We start from the raw sequence: 16,735 nt of genomic DNA on the forward strand, positions 1-16,735 counted from the left end.
GGTCGCGGCGGGATGGTGCAAATTCATGGCTCCCGCGACAGCCATTCCGGCTGGCGGTGCCATAGGTGTTGCCAAGACCGCAATTTTCCCCAAAAACGATCTTTCCGGGCGCCTGACGGCGCCCGTCAGCGTCACCATGCGCGCCGCAGCCCCAACGGTACGGATCAAATGACCCATCAGCACGACCACGACGAATATTCCGACATCCGCGACGCCGTCGCCAAGCTTTGCGCCCAGTTTCCCGGCGAATACTGGCGCAAGCTCGATCGCGACATGGCCTATCCGACGGCGTTCGTGAACGCGCTGACCGAGTCGGGGTATCTGTCGGTCCTGATCCCCGAGGAATATGGCGGCGCTGGCCTGAAACTGTCGGCCGGTGCGGCGATCCTTGAGGAGGTCCATCGCGCCGGTTGCAACGCCGGCGCCTGCCACGCCCAGATGTACACGATGGGAACGCTGCTGCGACATGGCAACGACGCCCAGAAGAAGCAGTGGCTGCCGCGCATCGCCAGCGGCGAGGTTCGTCTCCAGGCCTTCGGCGTCACCGAACCGACCAGCGGCACCGACACCTCGTCGATCAAGACCTTCGCCCGCCGCGACGGCGATAACTACATCGTCAACGGCCAGAAGATCTGGACCAGCCGTGCTGAACATTCCGACCTGATGATCCTGCTGGCGCGCACCACGCCGAAGGAAGAAGCGGCCAAGCGCACCGACGGCCTGTCGGTGTTCATCGTCGACATGAAAGCGGCGCGCGACAAGGGCCTGACCATTCGCCCGATCCGCACCATGATGAACCACTCGACCACGGAAGTGTTCTTCACCGACCTCGTGGTGCCGGCCGCCAACCTGATCGGCGAGGAAGGCAAGGGCTTCCGTTACATCCTGTCGGGCATGAACGCCGAGCGCATCCTGATCGCGTCGGAATGCATCGGCGACGCCAAGTGGTTCATCAAGAAGGCCAGCGATTACGCCAAGGAACGCTCGGTGTTCGGCCGCCCTATCGGTAAAAATCAAGGCATCCAGTTCCCGATCGCCAAGGCCTACGCCAACATGCGCGCCGCCGAACTGATGGTGCGCGAGGCCGAGCGCAAGTACGAAGCAGGCATGGATTGCGGCGCCGAGGCCAACATGGCCAAGATGCTCGCCGCCGACGCCTCGTTCGAGGCCGCCAACGCCTGCATCCAGACCCATGGCGGCTTCGGCTTCGCCGAAGAGTATGACGTGGAACGCAAGTTCCGCGAAACGCGGCTCTATTCGGTGGCGCCAATCTCGACCAACCTCGTGCTGTCGTTCCTCGCCGAGCATGTGCTCGGTATGCCGCGTTCGTACTGAGGTGCGTCATGCTGCCGCTTGAGGGAATGACCGTCATCGCCGTGGAGCAGGCCGTCGCCGCGCCGTTCTGCTCGTCGCGGCTCGCCGATGCCGGCGCCACCGTCATCAAGATCGAACGGCCGGAGGGTGATTTCGCCCGCGGCTACGATGCCGCAGCGAAAGGCCAGAGCAGCTATTTCGTCTGGCTCAATCGCGGCAAGTCGTCCGAGGTGATCGACCTCACCACCGCTGACGGAAAGAATACGCTCGAGGCGCTGATCGCGAGCGCCGACGTGCTGGTGCAGAACCTCAAGCCCGGCGCGATGGACAAGCTCGGCTTCGCCCGCGAACGCCTGCGCAAGGACTACCCGGGACTCGTCATCTGCACCATCTCGGGTTACGGCGACGACGGCCCCTATGCCGAGCGCAAGGCCTACGATCTCCTGATCCAGGCCGAAAGCGGCCTCGCCTCGATTACCGGCGGGCCGGAAACCCCGGCGCGCGTCGGCCTCTCCATCGTCGACATCGCCACCGGCGCCACCGCGCACGCGGCAATCCTCGAGGCGTTGATCAAGCGTTCGCGGACCGGCGAAGGCGCCGACATCCGGATTTCGATGTTCGACGTGATGGCCGACTGGCTGACCGTGCCGCTGCTCAACGCCGAGGCCGGCAACTCGCCGAAGCGCATGGGCCTCGCCCACACATCGATCGCGCCCTACGGCGTGTTCCGCTCCAGTGACGGCCGCGATATCCTGATCTCGATCCAGAGCGAACGCGAGTGGAAGAAACTCTGCGCCGAGGTGATGGGGATGCCGGACCTGCCCAACGATCCACGCTTCGCCAACGGCGTCGAGCGCGTGCGCAACCGCGCGCTGACCGACAAGACGGTCGGCGACGTGTTCGGCACCATGACGCGCGACGATCTGATCAAGAAGCTCGACGATGCCGACATCGCCTTCGCCGAGGTCAACACCATGGATGACCTGTCGCATCATCCGCACCTGCGCCGTATCGAAGTCGAGACTCCGAACGGCGCTGTTCAATACCCCGCACCGGCCGCCATTGTGATCGGCGAGGATCGGCCTTACCGGCCTGTCCCGGCGGTCGGCGAAAAGCCCGCAGCCAACACGCGGAAAACATCATGACAGCCACACTCGACATCGATCATCTGCGCCAGTGGATCGGCCGCACCCAGGAAGCGTCCGACATCATCACCCCGCAACTGGTGAAAGGCCTGCGCGCGACGCTGTTCATCGACATCGGCGAGTCGAAAACCGGCGACGCCGCGCCGTTCACCACCCACTGGTGCCTCGCGCAGCCGGTCGCGCCCGCGAGCGAACTGGGGCCGGACGGTCATCCGGCGCGCGGCGGCTTCCTGCCGCCGGTGCCTTTGCCGCGCCGGATGTGGGCCGGCGGCCAGCTCGAATTCCTCGACGCGCTGCGCGTCGGCGACACCGTGACCCGTTCGTCGAAGATCGTCGACGTGACCCAGAAGACCGGCAGCACCGGCACGCTCTGCTTCGCCTCGGTCGAACACATCATCACGACGCCGCGCGGCGTCGCGATCCGCGAGCGGCAGGACATCGTCTATCGCGACAACCCTCCGGCCGACGCCAAGCCGGCTTCAGCGCCCGCACCAGCGGCCTCGCCTAAAGCGCAGCACAGCGAAAGCCACCTCGCCGATCCGGTGCTGCTGTTTCGTTACTCGGCGCTGACCTTCAACGGCCACCGCATCCACTACGACCGCGACTACGTCACCAAGGTCGAAGGCTATCCGGGATTGATCGTGCACGGCCCGCTGCAGGCCGCGCTGCAGGTCGAATTCGCCGCCAAGCTGCACAACGGCGAGCCGCCGGCAAAATTCGTCTATCGCGGCGTGCAACCGCTGTTCGACGGCGCCAACTTTAGCGTCAACGCGAATGAGGAAGGCGCCGGACTCGCGGTGTGGACCGCCAATGCCGACGGCACGCCGACCATGAAGGGCACCGCGACCTGGTAACGCCTCGAAGCTGAAAACGCTTCACCGATCCGCCCCGGAGGATATGATGCCGCCAGCATCCTGCCGTCCGGGGATTTTCATTTGGCTTCCAAAACAAAAAACGCACCTGCTGCCGTGACCGTGAAGCAGGCGACCCTCGACCTGTTACGCGCCTTCGGCATCAGGAAAGTCTTCGGCAATCCCGGCTCGACCGAACTGCCGTTTCTCAGCGACTGGCCCGACGACATCGAATACGTGCTCGGCCTGCAGGAAGCCTCGGTGATCGGCATGGCCGACGGCTATGCGCAGGCAACGCGCAATGCGTCCTTCGTCAATCTTCATTCCGCCGCCGGCGTCGGCCATGCGCTCGGCAACATCTACACTGCGCACCGCAACCAGACGCCAATGGTCATCACCGCCGGGCAGCAGGCGCGCAGCATCCTGCCCCTACAGGCGTTTCTGTATGCCGAGCGCGCATCGGAGTTTCCGCGGCCTTATGTGAAGTACAGCGTCGAGCCGGCGCGCGCCGAGGACGTGCCCGCCGCCATCGCCCGCGCCTATTACGTCGCGATGCAGCCGCCCTGCGGGCCGACCTTCGTCTCGGTGCCGATCGACGACTGGACCCAACCGGCGCAGCCGATTGCTGCGCGCAAGATCAGCCGCGACGTGCGTCCTGATGAATCTGCAATGCGCGATCTGGCAGACGCCATTGCAAAGAGCGAACGGCCGGCGCTCGTGGTCGGCCCCGGCGTCGACCGCGCGCAGGCCGTCGATTTGATGGTGCAGGTGGCCGAGCGCGCCAAGGCGGCCGTGTGGGTCAGCCCGTTTTCGCCGCGCGCCAGCTTTCCCGAACGCCATCCGCAGTTCAGCGGATTCCTTCACGCCTCGCCCGCGCAATTGTCGGACGCGCTGCGCAGCCACGATCTGGTGGTGGTGATCGGCGCGCCGGTGTTCACCTTCCATGTCGAAGGCCGCGCCGAGATTTTCGAGAACGGCACCACGCTGTTCCAGATCACCGACGACAGCGACGCCGTTGCGGTAACGCCGGTCGGCACCAGTATCGTGACCAGCATCGCGCCTGCGCTGCGCATGCTGCTCGACCTGCTGCCGGACACCAAGCGCGCTTGGCCGCCCGCGCGCGTTGTGCCGCCAGCACCGCAGGCCGCCGATCCGATCCCGGTCGAATTCCTGATGCACGTATTGTCGGAAACGATGCCGAAGGATGCCGCGATCGTCGAGGAAGCGCCGTCGCATCGCCCGGCGATGCAGAAATTCCTGCCGATGCGTGGACAGGAGAGTTTCTACACCATGGCGAGCGGCGGACTCGGCTGGGTCCTGCCTGCCTCCGTCGGCATGGCGCTTGGCCGCCCGGACCGCCGCACCATCTGCCTGATTGGCGATGGCTCGGCGATGTATTCGATTCAGGCACTGTGGAGCGCCGCGCAGCGCCAGTTGCCGTTGACGGTCATCGTCATCAACAATTCAGGCTACGGCGCAATGCGCTCGTTCAGCCAGGTGATGCAGGTGCGCGGCGTGCCGGGCCTGGATCTGCCCGGCATCGATTTCGTCAAGCTGGCGCAGGGGCTCGGCTGCGATGCGGTGCGCGTCGACAAGTCCGCCGATCTCACAGCCGCGCTGGCGCGCGGACTGATGCATCCCGGCGTGTCGCTGATCGAGGTGACGGTCGATTTCGCCGTGCCACTGCTCTATGGGCAGAAGCATTGAGCCTCTGAATTGTCATGGCCGGGCTTAGCCGTTCAAAGAACGGCGTCGCTTCCGCTCGCCTATGTCCCGGCCATCCCGATTCACGTGGCACAGTGCGTCCCTAAGCGAGATGCCCGGCACAAGGCCGGGCGTGACAAGCGAGAGATACGTCGGGAAAGTTTTATTCCTTCGCGTTGCTCTCGCGCAGCTTCGCCTGAATCTTCGCCATGCCGGCGATCCAGCGATCGTAGTTCTCGGTCTTCTTGCGCATGTAATCGATCACCTGCGGATGCGGCAGGATCACGAACGTCTCGCGGTCGATGCCCTCGAGCGCCGACTGCGCCACCGCCTCCGGCGTGAGATTGCCGTCCCCCGACTGCGGCCCCTTGGGAAGCCCGCGCAACATGTTGGTCTCGACGCCTTGCGGACACAGGATCGAGACGCGGATGTTGTGCGCCTTGTGCGAGATCGCGAGATTTTCCGCGAAGCCCACCGCCGCGTGCTTGGTGGTTGAGTACGCCGCGCTGCCGACCTGCGACAGCAACCCCGCCGCCGAAATCGTATTGAGGAAATAGCCGCCGCCCCGCGCCTTCATGCGCGGAATGAGATGCCGCGCGGCGTAGACGTGCGCCATGACGTGGATACCCCAGCTTCGCATCCACGGGTCATCCGAGGTGCCGCCGGCGTTTTCCGACATCGGATCGAAGCCGCCGCCGATCCCGGCATTGGAGCAGAACAGCTCGATCGGGCCGAACCGGCGTTCGGTCTCGTCGATCACATGCTTGATGTCGCTTTCCTTGGCGACGTCGCAGGCAAAGGCCTCGCCGCCGATCCTGTCCGCCACCGCCCTGGCGGCGGCGCCATCGAGATCGGCGACGATCACTTTCGCCGCGCCCTCGCGATGGAAAATTTCACACAACGCCCGCCCGATGCCATTGGCACCGCCGGTCACGACCACGACTTTTCCGCTGACTTTCATGTCAAAGTCATAGGTCGAAATTTCGCGCGGATCAATCCGCTGCTCAAGCCGAGATCACGACCAAATCGAGCACCGCCGTGTAATGACAGGCGGCCGCGAGCAGCACGAAGGAATGCCAGATCGCATTCTGAAACCGCAACCGCTCCCAGGCGTGGAAGATCACGCCGAGCGAATAGAGCACGCCGCCGGCGGCGATCAGCCACAGCACTGTTCTCGGCAGCGATGCAACGATGGAGTCGTAGGCCATCACGCCGCTCCAGCCGAGCGCGAGATAAAGTCCCACCGACAGTTTGTCGAAACGGCCGGGGTAGAAAACTTTCAGCGCGATGCCGGCGATCGCCACCGACCAGACGCCGACGAGAAGTGCGATCCCGACGACGCGGTCGTTCATCTCGACCAGAAACGGAGTGTAGGTCGCGGCGATCAGCACATAGATCGCGGAATGATCGAACCGCCGCAGCAGCCATTTGACCGGCGACACCGGCCACAGATTGTAGGTCGCGGAAATCCCGAACATCGCAACCAGACCGGCGGCATAGATCGAAACCGAGACGATCTGCGCCGTCGAGGCGTAAATGCCGGTCAGCACGATCAGGGTGGTGGCGGCGATCAGTCCGAACGCGATGCCGAGCCCATGAACCACACCATCGGCGATCAGTTCGGCACGGTCGAACTCCCAGCGAATGATGCCACCGACATTGCGAGGCGCGCCCGCCAATTGCTTCAACCTGAAAATCGTCATGGCAAAATCGAACTCAACCCAAAGGAGACGGTGAAACAGCTGTGTTGGGAATGTTGGAGCATAGGCGAGAAAGCGTCAACGAACCTTCAAAACTCCGGGATCAATAATCATATCGGGATTGAAACTTGATTTTCGAGAGCCAAAGCCACAGCTTCACAAAAGCGTCACATTAGCAACATTACCAGCCCGCCCCGGATTCCGATCAAAATATGGCATCGACCTTTTCCGACCTCATCGAGGACCTACGTCTTTCGGCGCGATCCTTGATCGATTACGGCGAAGGTCTGTTCAGCCCAACCGTCCGTCTCGGCGTCACCGGATTGTCGCGCGCCGGCAAGACCGTGTTCATCACCGCGCTGGTGCATGGCCTGCTGCGCGGCGGGCGTTTTCCGGTTTTCGAGTCGCTGGCGACCGGGCGCATCGCCCGCGCGCGGCTCGAACCGCAGCCCGACGACGCGGTGCCGCGCTTCGCTTATGAGGATCACGTCCGCACCCTGATCGACGAACGGCGCTGGCCGAACTCGACCACCGACATCAGCGAACTGCGTCTTGCGATCGACTATCAGCGCGAGAACGGCGCGGAACGCACGTTGACGCTCGACATCGTCGATTATCCCGGCGAGTGGCTGCTCGACCTGCCGCTGCTCAATAAAAGCTACGAGCAGTGGTCGGCGGAAAGTCTCGCTTTGTCGCGGCAGGGTCCGCGAGCCGAACTCGCGGCCGAATGGCACGCCCATCTTGCGACGCTGAAACCGGATCAGCCGGAGAACGAACAGCAGACGCTGACCGCCGCGCGGCTGTTCACGGGTTATTTGCGTGCCTGCCGCGACGAGCGCTTCGCCATGAGCCTGCTCCCGCCGGGCCGCTTCCTGATGCCGGGCAGTCTCGCCGGTTCGCCCGCTTTGACATTCGCGCCGCTCGACGTGCCGCACGACGGCACGGCGCCGGACGGTTCGCTGCGGGCGATGATGCGGCGGCGCTTTGAGGCCTACAAGGATATCGTGGTGCGGCCGTTCTTCCGCGATCATTTCACCCGGCTCGACCGTCAGATCGTGCTGGTCGATGCGCTCGCCGCGTTCAATGCCGGTCCGGATGCGCTGCGCGATCTCGAAGGCGCACTGTCGGGCATTCTCGATTGCTTTAATGTCGGCCGCAGCACGTTTTTCAGTTCGCTGTTCCGGCCGCGCATCGACCGCATCCTGTTCGCGGCAACCAAGGCCGATCATCTGCATCGCTCCAGCCACGACCGGCTCGAAGCCATCCTCCGGCACATGGTGGAGCGCGCAGCATTGCGTGCGGAGTTCGCAGGCGCGGCTACCGATGTCGTCGCTCTCGCCGCGGTGCGAGCGACGCGGGAAGCGCTGGTGCAGCAGGGCCGCGAGAAACTACCGTCGATTTTTGGCACGCCGATCGCAGGCGAAAGCGCAGGCGGCGAAATCTTCGACGGCAACACCGAGGTCGCGACCTTTCCCGGCGACCTGCCGACCGATCTCGCAACACTGCTGACCGACGGCGGTGCGTTTCGCGGCCTGACCGAAGCGCCGCATGATCAGGCGGACTACCGGTTCCTGCGATTCCGCCCGCCGCTGCTCGAACGCGGCGCCGAAGAGCCGGCCTTGCCTCACATTCGTCTCGACCGCGCGCTTCAGTTCCTGATCGGAGACAGACTGCAATGAGCGATCGTCCCCATCACCGCAAGCCCGCGGCGTTCAAGCTCGACGATCCACGCGTAGTGGTCACGGGTTCGGACGAGGACTCCCATCCGGGGCGCGGCAAGATCCAGATCACGCCGGAGCCTGATCCCGCACTGCTGCCGGTTCCGATCGAGGAGCCGCTTGCGCCGGCGCGCAAACGCTTTCGCTGGGGCACCTTGTTCTGGACCGCTCTCGGCGGGCTGGTGCTGCTCGGGCTTGGTCTCGGCACCGCGAACCTGATCGAGGATCTGTTCGCCCGCAGCCAAAGCCTCGGCATCGTCGGGCTGGTGTTCGCGGTGCTGGCCGTGCTGGCGCTCGTCGTCGTCATCGCGCGTGAAGCGCTCGGCCTGGCGCGGCTCGAAACCATCGAGAAGCTCCACGAGCGCGCCAATGCGGTGCTGCTCAGCGACAACCGCAAGGAAAGCGACACCATCGTCCGCGACCTTTTGAAAATCGCTCACGACAACCCGCGCCTCGCGCGGGCACGCGCGACGCTGGCAAGCCACGCGGGCGACATCATCGACGGCGCCGATATGCTGCGTCTCGCCGAACGCGAACTGATGGCCCCGCTCGATCAGGAAGCACGCCGTCTGATCTCCAGCGCCGCGCAGCGTGTGTCCATCGTCACCGCCGTCAGTCCCGGCGCGATCATCGACATGCTGTTCGTGTTTGCCGCGGCGCTGCGGCTGGTGCGGCAGCTGGCGCGGCTCTATGGCGGGCGGCCGGGCACCCTCGGCATGGTTCGCCTGATGCGCCACGTCATCGCTCACCTCGCCGTCACCGGCGGCATGGCCGCCAGCGACAGCCTGATCCAGCAGGTGCTGGGCCACGGCGTCGCCGCCAAACTGTCCGCGCGCCTCGGCGAAGGCATTCTGAACGGTCTTCTCACGGCCCGCCTTGGCCTCGCCGCAGTCGACGTGACGCGGCCGCTTCCTTTTGCCGCACTCCCCCGCCCGGTCCTGTCGGACCTTGCCAGAGACCTGCTGCGCCGCGCCAGCGACGAGGACTGAAGCAATCCCAACCGGTTATCCGTGCGGCAGGCGGTCTGTGCGGCCGCCGGCATCCGCTTCTGCGTTTATTTTGCGGCCGGTCGAACCGGCGATGAACCTATCGGCGTCCGGGCGCCACCAATGTGCGATGGGTCGACAGGACCCTCGCGCTAACAACCCGGAGAACGACCATGTATCGCAAACTTGCTCTTGGACTTGTCGCCGCAGCGTCCCTGACCGCCGCTGCTCTCGCCCCCAGCGGCGCATCCGCCCATGGCTGGCATGGCCATCATCATCACGGCTGGGGCCATCACTATGGCCATCGCGGTTTCGGTCCGGTGTTCATTGCCGGCGGCTACAACAACGGCTGCTACGTGACCCGCCGCGTGCTGACCAAGTACGGCTATCGCCTGCGGACCTTCAACGTCTGCTACTGATCCGCTCGCCCCTTGGGTGAGAACCAAATCCCCGGTCGCCTCAGGCGGCCGGGGTTTTGCTGTCCGTATCACGGCGGCTAACCATGGCGCTGGCGGGGCGCGTCCTCTACCATCTTGATTTGCCGGAGATCGTCCGCGCGATGGATTCTGAATGGTCTTCGACGAGATGACGACATGATGAAAGCCACCTTTCCGTTGCTGCCGAAATCGGCGCGCGGCATCGGCGTGCGTCAGATCCGCCTCATCTGCGGGCTGATCCTGTTCTCCTACCTGCTCAGCCATTTCACCAACCACGCACTGGGAAACATTTCGCTCGGCGCCATGGCTGACGGGCTGCAGTACCACATGGCCTTCTGGCAAAGCTGGCCGGTCACGGCCGTGTTCTATACGGCTGCGTTGCTGCATATGAGCCTCGGCCTCTGGGCGCTTTATGCTCGGCGGCAATTCCGCTGGAAGACGATCGAACTCACCCAGCTCGTGTTCGGCTTGAGCATTCCTCTCCTCATCATCGGACACATCATCGGCATACGGGTGTCCGCTGCACTGTTCGACATCGATAAAAAAGGCTACGAGCAGGCCTTTTTCGGCGCATGGGTCGCGCAACGCAACTTCATGTGGCTGCTCTACTCGACGTTGATCGTGTCGTGGGTTCACGGCTGCATCGGGATTTATTTCTGGCTGCGGATCAAACCGTTCTTCCGGCGCGCCGCACCATGGCTGTTGGCAACCGCGGTGTTGATCCCGACCCTGGCCCTGCTCGGTCTTTATCAGGGCGGCCGCGCCGTGGAACGCGCCAGCGCGGCACCGGAGTGGCGGGCCGACAATCTCACCGCCGCCACGCTCGGCACCCGCGCGCAACAGACGACGCTCGATGCGATCTACACCTGGAGCCTGTACGGTTATCTCGGGTTAATCGGCCTTGCCTTTGCAGCACGCGGGGTTCGCGCCATTGGCGAGCGACGGCGCGGCCTGATCAAGCTGTCTTATGGCGAAGGCAAGACCGTGCGCGTTCCGGTCGGCCTTAGCGTGCTCGAAGCAAGCATCCGCCACAATATTCCGCACTCGAGTGCCTGCGGCGGCCGCGCGCGCTGCTCGACCTGCCGCATCCGTGTGGTCGGCGATCACGGCCCGCTGCCGCAGCCATCGAACCGCGAGGCTTTCGTTCTCGCGCGCATCGGCGCCGGCGACGATCCGACCATTCGCCTCGCCTGCCAGCTGCGGCCGCTCCGCGACCTGGCGTTTTTCCAGATTTTCCCCGCCAACGCGGAGGCGGCGCTGCCCGGCCGGATCGGCGCGGCGCATGCCGGCAAGGAACGCTATCTCGTCAGCATGTTCGTCGACATGCGCGGCTCGACCAAACTCGCCGAGCAGCTTCTGCCGTTCGACACGGTCTTCATCATCAACCGGTTTCTGACCGCCGTCTCGCGCGCCGTCGTCGAATGCGGCGGCCAGCCCAACCAGTTCGTCGGTGATGGCCAGCTTGCGCTGTTCGGCCTTGCAACATCGCGGCAGACCGCTGCCCGTCAGGCGATCAAGGCGGCCGCCCGGATCTCGGTACTCATCGACGAGCTCAATGCGTTTCTCGGTAAGGATGTCCCGGAGCCGCTGCGCTTCGGCATCGGCATCCACGGCGGCGAGGTGATCGTCGGCGACATCGGCTCGGAGGACCACACCGTATTCACCGCGCTCGGCGATGCGGTCAACGTCACCGCGCGCCTGCAGGACATGACCAAGAGCCTGGCGTGCGAAGTGGTGCTGTCCGAGGAGGTCCATACCGCCGCCGGTCTGCCGCCGGATGCCCTGCCGCGCCAGGAGGTCGTGATCCGGGGACGCGCGGAGCCACTGGTCATACGCACCGTCGCCAGAGCCGCGTCGTTGTCCGATCTGGCAGATCATTTCGCAGTTGCAGCAGCGCCGTCGCCGCCGCTTTTATCTGTCGTTTAAGTCTATCCACATATCCGCTTACCGCGTATCGTGCGCGCCGTTGGAAACGCCGTTCGCGGATTGCCGACCGTTTGTTATCGTTCTTAATTCTGTGGAGACTAACCTGATGGCTAAAGGGACTGTGAAGTGGTTCAACCCGACCAAGGGCTATGGTTTCATCCAGCCCGCAACGGGCGGCAAGGATGTGTTCGTGCATATTTCGGCGGTTGAAAGAGCCGGACTTTCGACACTCAACGAGGGACAGACGGTTGAGTTCGAAGAGGTCGCCAATCGCGGCAAGACCTCTGCCGAGAACCTGAAGGTTTAAGGCTTCGAATACACGAAAGGCGAGAAGAACCTTCTCGCCTTAAAGCCGATACCGGCAAGTGTGACTTCCGGAATTAATCCAACAGCCGGGATAACCGGCGAAATTCCTGGGAATGGGGGCGCTAGCACGAAGCCCCCCAACCCTTCGGGAACGGAATGAACGGCCACGCGCCGCCAGACCCCGAACAGTCGGCTGCATCGTCACCCGGCTCGAGCAATCCACCGCAATGAGGACAACAATTGTCGTTGTCGTATGCGACCGGATAGTCGAACGCAGCGTCGTTCACCTCCGCCGCGAAAAAATTAACCACATTGCTTCGCGAGATCGTTCGTTTGCCGGACATGCTCGTTCCTCTTGATCAGAGGCGGCACCATGGCAGGAAGATCATGCTGTTACGTTCAAGCGAATGCTAGAATTTTAGCATTGAAAATGTGGTTTGGTTTCACTTCCTGGAACCGCCCTGCGGCACGGATCGCGCCGCAGAAGCGCTTTTCGCCAATCCAGATACTCAGCGCGCGACGATCAGGCCGCGGCTGGTGACGACAACCCATTGGCCGTCCTGCCGGCGGATGGCATCGACGCGGCCGACGCCCGGCAACGGATCGCCGGAGAAAACCTCGAACACACCCTGACGCCCCTCGACGGTGGCGCTGCCATTGCCGACACCAAGCAAAGTCCAACCGCTGACAGTCGGCAGCCGGCTGACTGTCGGCGCCGCTGCCGTCGTGGGCTTCGCAACGGACCCCGTCGCCTCGGACGCGCGCAGCTTCTCGACCGCTTCGCTCAGCCTGGCGAGTTTCGCAGCCGGTTCGGCCTGGGCTTTCTCGACCTTGGCGATGCGATCTTCGAGTTTGTCCATCTTGCCGATACGGTCATCGACCTTGGCGGCATGTGTTGCAGTTCCGCTCTTCAGCGCGGCGACCTCGCCATTGAGCTTTACGATCGCGCTTTGGGTCGCGCGATACTGGTTGGCAAGCGCGAGCGATGCGCCGTCATCGTCCGACAGATAGTTTGCAATACCGAAAGTCGCCGCCGATCCGCCGACTGCGCCGACGATTGCCGCCAGCGCAACGACAGCGGCCATCGACAGATAACGACGCGAGCTTGACGAGGTCTCGGACGATCCGCTGGAGGACTTTGCCCCGCCGAGCGCTGCATCGTCCCACGACGAATGGGGCGTCAGCCGCTGCAGCACGATTTCTTTCGACGGCTCCCTGGACGGTGCCGCGGCAGCGGATTCGGATGCCTCGGACGCGGTCGCGCCCTGAGCGCCATCCTTCACCCCGGAAAAATTCGGCTCGATGTGTTTGTCCGAGTCATTCGGACGGTCGGCGCTGGCATCGGTCATCGGCGTGATCCTCGTGGAGGTTTCACGATTTGGTAACCATGATTGCTTTCCAAATCGTTACCGGCCTCCGCCTACCACCCCACGCCAGCCAAAGGCTCGCGAGAGGCTCCCCCCGCCACCGCGCTCAGGAAATCTCATTTCCACCCACGCGGCGCGCAAACAGCGCCGAGAGTCTGAGGCCCGCCGAAACAACGACGATGCCGCGCCGAAAAGCTCGATTGACAGCCCGAAGACCACCGGCACCTGAGCGATGCGGGGCGGTGCCCCGATGAGCCTTAGCCGGCAAGCATAGTTCTCCCGCTCGAAGATCGAGCGGAAGGGTCCAGCGCGCGACGGTGAGGATGCTGTTGCCGGTGGTGTGCAGCAATGCGATGGCCGCTGCGGCCCCGCCGCCGAAGATGCCGATGACGCAAGCCAGGTTCGAAACGTCACAACAGATTGAGGCTGCGGATCAGAACGTAGATCGCCACTGCGAATATCAGCACCGCAAACACGGTGTTCAACGCGCCCTTGCGGCCTGCAAGCGAGGTTGCGAAGCGGGCGCCGAGTAGACCACCGAGGACGCCGCCAACGATGAACAACATGGCGAGAGACCAATCCACAAAGCCGGACAGTGCGTAATTTGTCGCCGTGGCCAGTCCGAAGGCGGTGACCGCCAGGAGAGACGAACCCACCGCGTACAAGATCGGCATGCCGGTGGCGGCGATCAGGGCCGGGACGATCAAAAAGCCGCCGCCGATCCCGAAGAAACCGGACAAGGTTCCTGTAACAACCCCAAAGGCCAGAAGCTTTGGCAGATTCTCTCGGTTGAGCCTGACCGACGGCTCGCCCTCGCCGGAGCGTCCCTTCAACATCAGGACGCCTACCACCAACATCACTATGGCGAACAGGGCGAGTAGCTTCTGACCATCAATGATCTTGCCGAGTGTAGAACCGAGAAAAGCGCCGGCTATGCCAGCGAGCGCGAACACCGAAGCACAGCGCCACTTCACGTTACCGGCGCGGACATGGTTCGCCAGATTGACGGCAGCGTTCGCCGCTACGGCGATGGCGCTAGTCCCAATCGCGACATGCGGGTCCGATACCCCGACCAGATAGATCAGGAGCGGGACGGCCAGAATCGAGCCGCCGCCCCCGACCAGCCCCAGTGAGAAGCCGACCAACGAGCCGGAGGCGACACCGAGCACACCTTGGGTCAGCGACAGCATAGCGAAAACTCCTCAATTCACGCAGCTCGCGTCGGCGCACCGTAGACGCCGCGGTTCCAGGGCGCCCGCATCAGAACACGTGCCATGCCGCAAAAGCCGGTTACGCCGGCGGTAATCAGCCCGGCACCGACGAAAGCTGGCACGGCGAAGAACCAGGGCGACACCACTAGGCCGAGCAAAGTGCCAAAGGAGGCAAGGATTCCGGCACCGATCTGCACCTGACGTTGAAGCTCAAGCGGCTGACGCGGGTCGGTCGCGACAGGCAGACCCGCCTTGCGCCAAGCGTCGAGCCCGCCTTCGACGATGAAAACCTCGAAGGTTCCATCGAGTTTCGCCGCCAGCCGCGGCGCGTTGGCTTGAGTGCGGGCGCCGCTCTTGCAGTGGAAGATGATCGGCCTGTCCGGATGTGCGGTGAGATCGGCCTCGTCGAGCTTCGACAAGGGCAGGTTTCGCGCACCCGGTATCTTCTCGCGCGCGTGCTCGTCGGCTTCGCGGACGTCGATGAGGGTAGCGCCCTTGTCGAGAAGACGGCGAGCGTCCGTAGGATTGATAGTGAGTAGCGACATTCCTAGCTCCTTCTTTGGCTTATCTTTGTCTTCGTTTTGGCGGGCGCGCAGAACAGCTTGTGCAGCGTGGCGAAGAGTTGCTCGATGCGGGAATCGGCGATGCGATACCAGAGCATCTGGCTTTCCCTCCGGAACGTGACGAGCCCCTCGTCGCGCATTTTGGCGAGATGTTGCGACAGGGCCGATTGCGACAGCCCCGCGGCTTCGGCGAGGGAACCCACGTTGTCTTCACCGCATTCGACGAGCCTGCACAGGATCATCAACCGGCGTTCATTGGCGAGCGCCCGCAGGATCGCGGCGACCTCGACGGCCTGCTTCTCGAAAGTTTCCGGATCGAACGTTGGGGAAGCCATCGGCCTATTCCTCTTATTTTAGATATTGCTTAATTAGGATAATCTAATATATTCGTCAAGACCAAACTTAACGATGGCGCCAGGAGGTTCCAGAGATGTCACGACCAATCATCCGATCATTCTTCGACGAGCCAACCAACACGGTGAGCTACCTGGTGGCCGATCCGGCGACGAAAAAGGCCGCGATCATCGACCCGGTGTTCGACTACGACCACAATTCGGGCGAGGTGGATACGCGCTCCGTGGAAGCGATGCTGGGAGCCGCCGAAGAGGCGGGCAACACTGTCGAATGGGTGCTGGAGACTCATGCGCATGCCGACCATCTGTCGGGCGCGCCTTTCATCAAGGCGAAGACCGGCGCGAAAATCGGCATCGGCGAGCACATCAAGGACGTGCAACGCATCTTCCGCCCGATCTTCAACGCGACCGACCTGAAGACCGACGGCAGCGACTTCGATCATCTGTTCCGGGACGGCGAGCGCTTCAAGATCGGGGAGCTCGACGTCGAGGTTCTCTACACGCCGGGGCACACGCCGGCGGACATTTCTTACAAGATCGAGGATGCCGTATTCGTCGGCGACACTCTGTTCATGCCCGACTACGGCACGGCGCGCGCCGACTTCCCGGGCGGCGATGCCCACAAGCTCTACCGGTCGATCAAGCGCCTGCTTGCATTGCCGCAGGAAACACGGCTGTTCATGTGTCACGACTACAAGGCCCCCGGCCGTGATACTTTCGCCTGGGAGACCACGGTGCGCGAGCAACGCGAGAACAACGTCCACGTCAAGGAAGGTATCTCTGAAGACGAATTCGTGGCCATGCGGCAGGCGCGCGACACCAAACTATCAGCGCCGAGGCTGCTGCTGCCCTCCATCCAGGTGAACATCCGCGCCGGCAAATTTCCGCCGGCCGAAGCCAACGGGGTGCGCTACCTCACGATCCCCGTGAAGCTGAAGGGGGGCGCGCAGAACTGCGTGTAGGCGCGAGACCCGATCGCACGTTGTGCCACGGCGCCGGTCATTGCTTGAACCGCAAACGTCAGCTCCGATCTGGCGCCGCTGCGACCCTCGCGGTTCAATATGGTAGTTTCGCTTGGCGCTCCCTAGGGGAATCGCCAATTGGAACATCAAGTCATTGAAAGACATAGTCTTTTAGGCCACCAAACTTATTGC

16 protein-coding genes are annotated in these 16,735 nt (G+C 63.6%); 10 read left to right on the forward strand and 6 right to left on the reverse strand.

The features are described 5' to 3' along the window. Positions 1-168 precede the first annotated feature (168 nt). The 4 genes from ASC80_RS12850 to mdlC all read left to right on the forward strand — a co-directional run bounded on the left by ASC80_RS12850 (position 169) and on the right by mdlC (position 5,017). A complete protein-coding gene (locus ASC80_RS12850; RefSeq protein ID WP_056297561.1) occupies positions 169-1,335 on the forward strand; it encodes an acyl-CoA dehydrogenase family protein in 1,167 nt (388 codons plus the stop codon). 8 nt (positions 1,336-1,343) lie between these two features. Beyond that, complete coding sequence (locus ASC80_RS12855) at positions 1,344-2,459, forward strand: CaiB/BaiF CoA transferase family protein (protein WP_056297564.1); 1,116 nt, start codon at positions 1,344-1,346, stop codon at positions 2,457-2,459. Next, positions 2,456-3,313 carry an HTD2 family dehydratase gene (locus tag ASC80_RS12860; RefSeq protein ID WP_056297567.1) on the forward strand — a complete coding sequence of 286 codons (858 nt, stop codon included), beginning with the start codon at positions 2,456-2,458 and terminating at the stop codon, positions 3,311-3,313. The genes ASC80_RS12855 and ASC80_RS12860 overlap by 4 nt, the downstream gene beginning before the upstream one ends. Before the next feature lie 81 nt (positions 3,314-3,394). Beyond that, complete coding sequence (gene mdlC / locus ASC80_RS12865; RefSeq protein WP_056297569.1) at positions 3,395-5,017, forward strand: benzoylformate decarboxylase; 1,623 nt, start codon at positions 3,395-3,397, stop codon at positions 5,015-5,017. A gap of 160 nt (positions 5,018-5,177) precedes the next feature. Here mdlC and ASC80_RS12870 read toward each other — a convergent pair whose 3' ends face one another. Both ASC80_RS12870 and trhA read right to left on the reverse strand, forming a co-directional pair. Further along, positions 5,178-5,975: an SDR family oxidoreductase gene (locus ASC80_RS12870; protein WP_056297572.1), complete on the reverse strand. Its 798-nt coding sequence runs from the start codon at positions 5,973-5,975 to the stop codon at positions 5,178-5,180. 43 nt (positions 5,976-6,018) lie between these two features. Then, positions 6,019-6,717, reverse strand: coding sequence for a PAQR family membrane homeostasis protein TrhA (gene trhA, locus ASC80_RS12875; RefSeq protein ID WP_056297574.1), 699 nt, complete (start codon positions 6,715-6,717; stop codon positions 6,019-6,021). Between the two features lie 209 nt (positions 6,718-6,926). Between trhA and ASC80_RS12880 the strand changes: the two genes are divergently transcribed. The 5 genes from ASC80_RS12880 to ASC80_RS12900 all read left to right on the forward strand — a co-directional run bounded on the left by ASC80_RS12880 (position 6,927) and on the right by ASC80_RS12900 (position 12,088). After that, the gene (locus tag ASC80_RS12880; RefSeq protein ID WP_056297576.1) at positions 6,927-8,393 is read left to right on the forward strand and encodes a YcjX family GTP-binding protein; all 1,467 of its coding nucleotides are present in this window, start codon (positions 6,927-6,929) and stop codon (positions 8,391-8,393) included. Continuing rightward, the gene (locus ASC80_RS12885; RefSeq protein WP_056297578.1) at positions 8,390-9,421 is read left to right on the forward strand and encodes a YcjF family protein; all 1,032 of its coding nucleotides are present in this window, start codon (positions 8,390-8,392) and stop codon (positions 9,419-9,421) included. Before ASC80_RS12880 ends, ASC80_RS12885 begins: the two co-directional genes overlap by 4 nt. Before the next feature lie 170 nt (positions 9,422-9,591). Beyond that, positions 9,592-9,837: a hypothetical protein gene (locus ASC80_RS12890; protein WP_056297580.1), complete on the forward strand. Its 246-nt coding sequence runs from the start codon at positions 9,592-9,594 to the stop codon at positions 9,835-9,837. A 174-nt stretch (positions 9,838-10,011) separates the two neighbouring features. Next, the gene (locus tag ASC80_RS12895) at positions 10,012-11,781 is read left to right on the forward strand and encodes an adenylate/guanylate cyclase domain-containing protein (RefSeq protein ID WP_056297581.1); all 1,770 of its coding nucleotides are present in this window, start codon (positions 10,012-10,014) and stop codon (positions 11,779-11,781) included. A 106-nt stretch (positions 11,782-11,887) separates the two neighbouring features. Beyond that, on the forward strand, positions 11,888-12,088 hold the full coding sequence (locus tag ASC80_RS12900; protein ID WP_056297584.1) for a cold-shock protein: 201 nt from the start codon (positions 11,888-11,890) through the stop codon (positions 12,086-12,088). Between the two features lie 508 nt (positions 12,089-12,596). Here the strand turns inward: ASC80_RS12900 and ASC80_RS12910 are convergent. From ASC80_RS12910 to ASC80_RS12925, 4 genes are all read right to left on the reverse strand, one after another. Then, the gene (locus ASC80_RS12910; RefSeq protein WP_056297589.1) at positions 12,597-13,436 is read right to left on the reverse strand and encodes a hypothetical protein; all 840 of its coding nucleotides are present in this window, start codon (positions 13,434-13,436) and stop codon (positions 12,597-12,599) included. Positions 13,437-13,864: 428 nt separating this feature from the next. Then, on the reverse strand, positions 13,865-14,644 hold the full coding sequence (locus tag ASC80_RS12915; protein WP_056297592.1) for a sulfite exporter TauE/SafE family protein: 780 nt from the start codon (positions 14,642-14,644) through the stop codon (positions 13,865-13,867). A gap of 17 nt (positions 14,645-14,661) precedes the next feature. Then, positions 14,662-15,210 carry a rhodanese family protein gene (locus ASC80_RS12920; protein ID WP_056297594.1) on the reverse strand — a complete coding sequence of 183 codons (549 nt, stop codon included), beginning with the start codon at positions 15,208-15,210 and terminating at the stop codon, positions 14,662-14,664. A 2-nt stretch (positions 15,211-15,212) separates the two neighbouring features. Next, a complete protein-coding gene (locus ASC80_RS12925; protein WP_056297597.1) occupies positions 15,213-15,563 on the reverse strand; it encodes an ArsR/SmtB family transcription factor in 351 nt (116 codons plus the stop codon). A gap of 95 nt (positions 15,564-15,658) precedes the next feature. Here ASC80_RS12925 and ASC80_RS12930 point away from each other — a divergent pair, with 95 nt between their 5' ends. Next, positions 15,659-16,543: an MBL fold metallo-hydrolase gene (locus ASC80_RS12930; RefSeq protein ID WP_056297598.1), complete on the forward strand. Its 885-nt coding sequence runs from the start codon at positions 15,659-15,661 to the stop codon at positions 16,541-16,543. Positions 16,544-16,735 lie beyond the last annotated feature (192 nt).

The organism is Afipia sp. Root123D2 (genome assembly GCF_001425835.1).
Lineage (GTDB): Bacteria > Pseudomonadota > Alphaproteobacteria > Rhizobiales > Xanthobacteraceae > Afipia.

Coding starts and splice junctions, on each gene's coding strand:
- ASC80_RS12895 (WP_056297581.1), top strand. CDS start 10,012: ATGATGAAAGCCACCTTTCCGTTGCTGCCGAAATCGGCGCGCGGCATC.
- ASC80_RS12855 (WP_056297564.1), top strand. CDS start 1,344: ATGCTGCCGCTTGAGGGAATGACCGTCATCGCCGTGGAGCAGGCCGTC.
- ASC80_RS12925 (WP_056297597.1), bottom strand. CDS start 15,563: ATGGCTTCCCCAACGTTCGATCCGGAAACTTTCGAGAAGCAGGCCGTC.
- ASC80_RS12870 (WP_056297572.1), bottom strand. CDS start 5,975: ATGAAAGTCAGCGGAAAAGTCGTGGTCGTGACCGGCGGTGCCAATGGC.
- ASC80_RS12850 (WP_056297561.1), top strand. CDS start 169: ATGACCCATCAGCACGACCACGACGAATATTCCGACATCCGCGACGCC.
- ASC80_RS12930 (WP_056297598.1), top strand. CDS start 15,659: ATGTCACGACCAATCATCCGATCATTCTTCGACGAGCCAACCAACACG.
- ASC80_RS12860 (WP_056297567.1), top strand. CDS start 2,456: ATGACAGCCACACTCGACATCGATCATCTGCGCCAGTGGATCGGCCGC.
- ASC80_RS12880 (WP_056297576.1), top strand. CDS start 6,927: ATGGCATCGACCTTTTCCGACCTCATCGAGGACCTACGTCTTTCGGCG.
- trhA (WP_056297574.1), bottom strand. CDS start 6,717: ATGACGATTTTCAGGTTGAAGCAATTGGCGGGCGCGCCTCGCAATGTC.
- ASC80_RS12920 (WP_056297594.1), bottom strand. CDS start 15,210: ATGTCGCTACTCACTATCAATCCTACGGACGCTCGCCGTCTTCTCGAC.
- ASC80_RS12910 (WP_056297589.1), bottom strand. CDS start 13,436: ATGACCGATGCCAGCGCCGACCGTCCGAATGACTCGGACAAACACATC.
- ASC80_RS12915 (WP_056297592.1), bottom strand. CDS start 14,644: ATGCTGTCGCTGACCCAAGGTGTGCTCGGTGTCGCCTCCGGCTCGTTG.
- ASC80_RS12885 (WP_056297578.1), top strand. CDS start 8,390: ATGAGCGATCGTCCCCATCACCGCAAGCCCGCGGCGTTCAAGCTCGAC.
- ASC80_RS12900 (WP_056297584.1), top strand. CDS start 11,888: ATGGCTAAAGGGACTGTGAAGTGGTTCAACCCGACCAAGGGCTATGGT.
- ASC80_RS12890 (WP_056297580.1), top strand. CDS start 9,592: ATGTATCGCAAACTTGCTCTTGGACTTGTCGCCGCAGCGTCCCTGACC.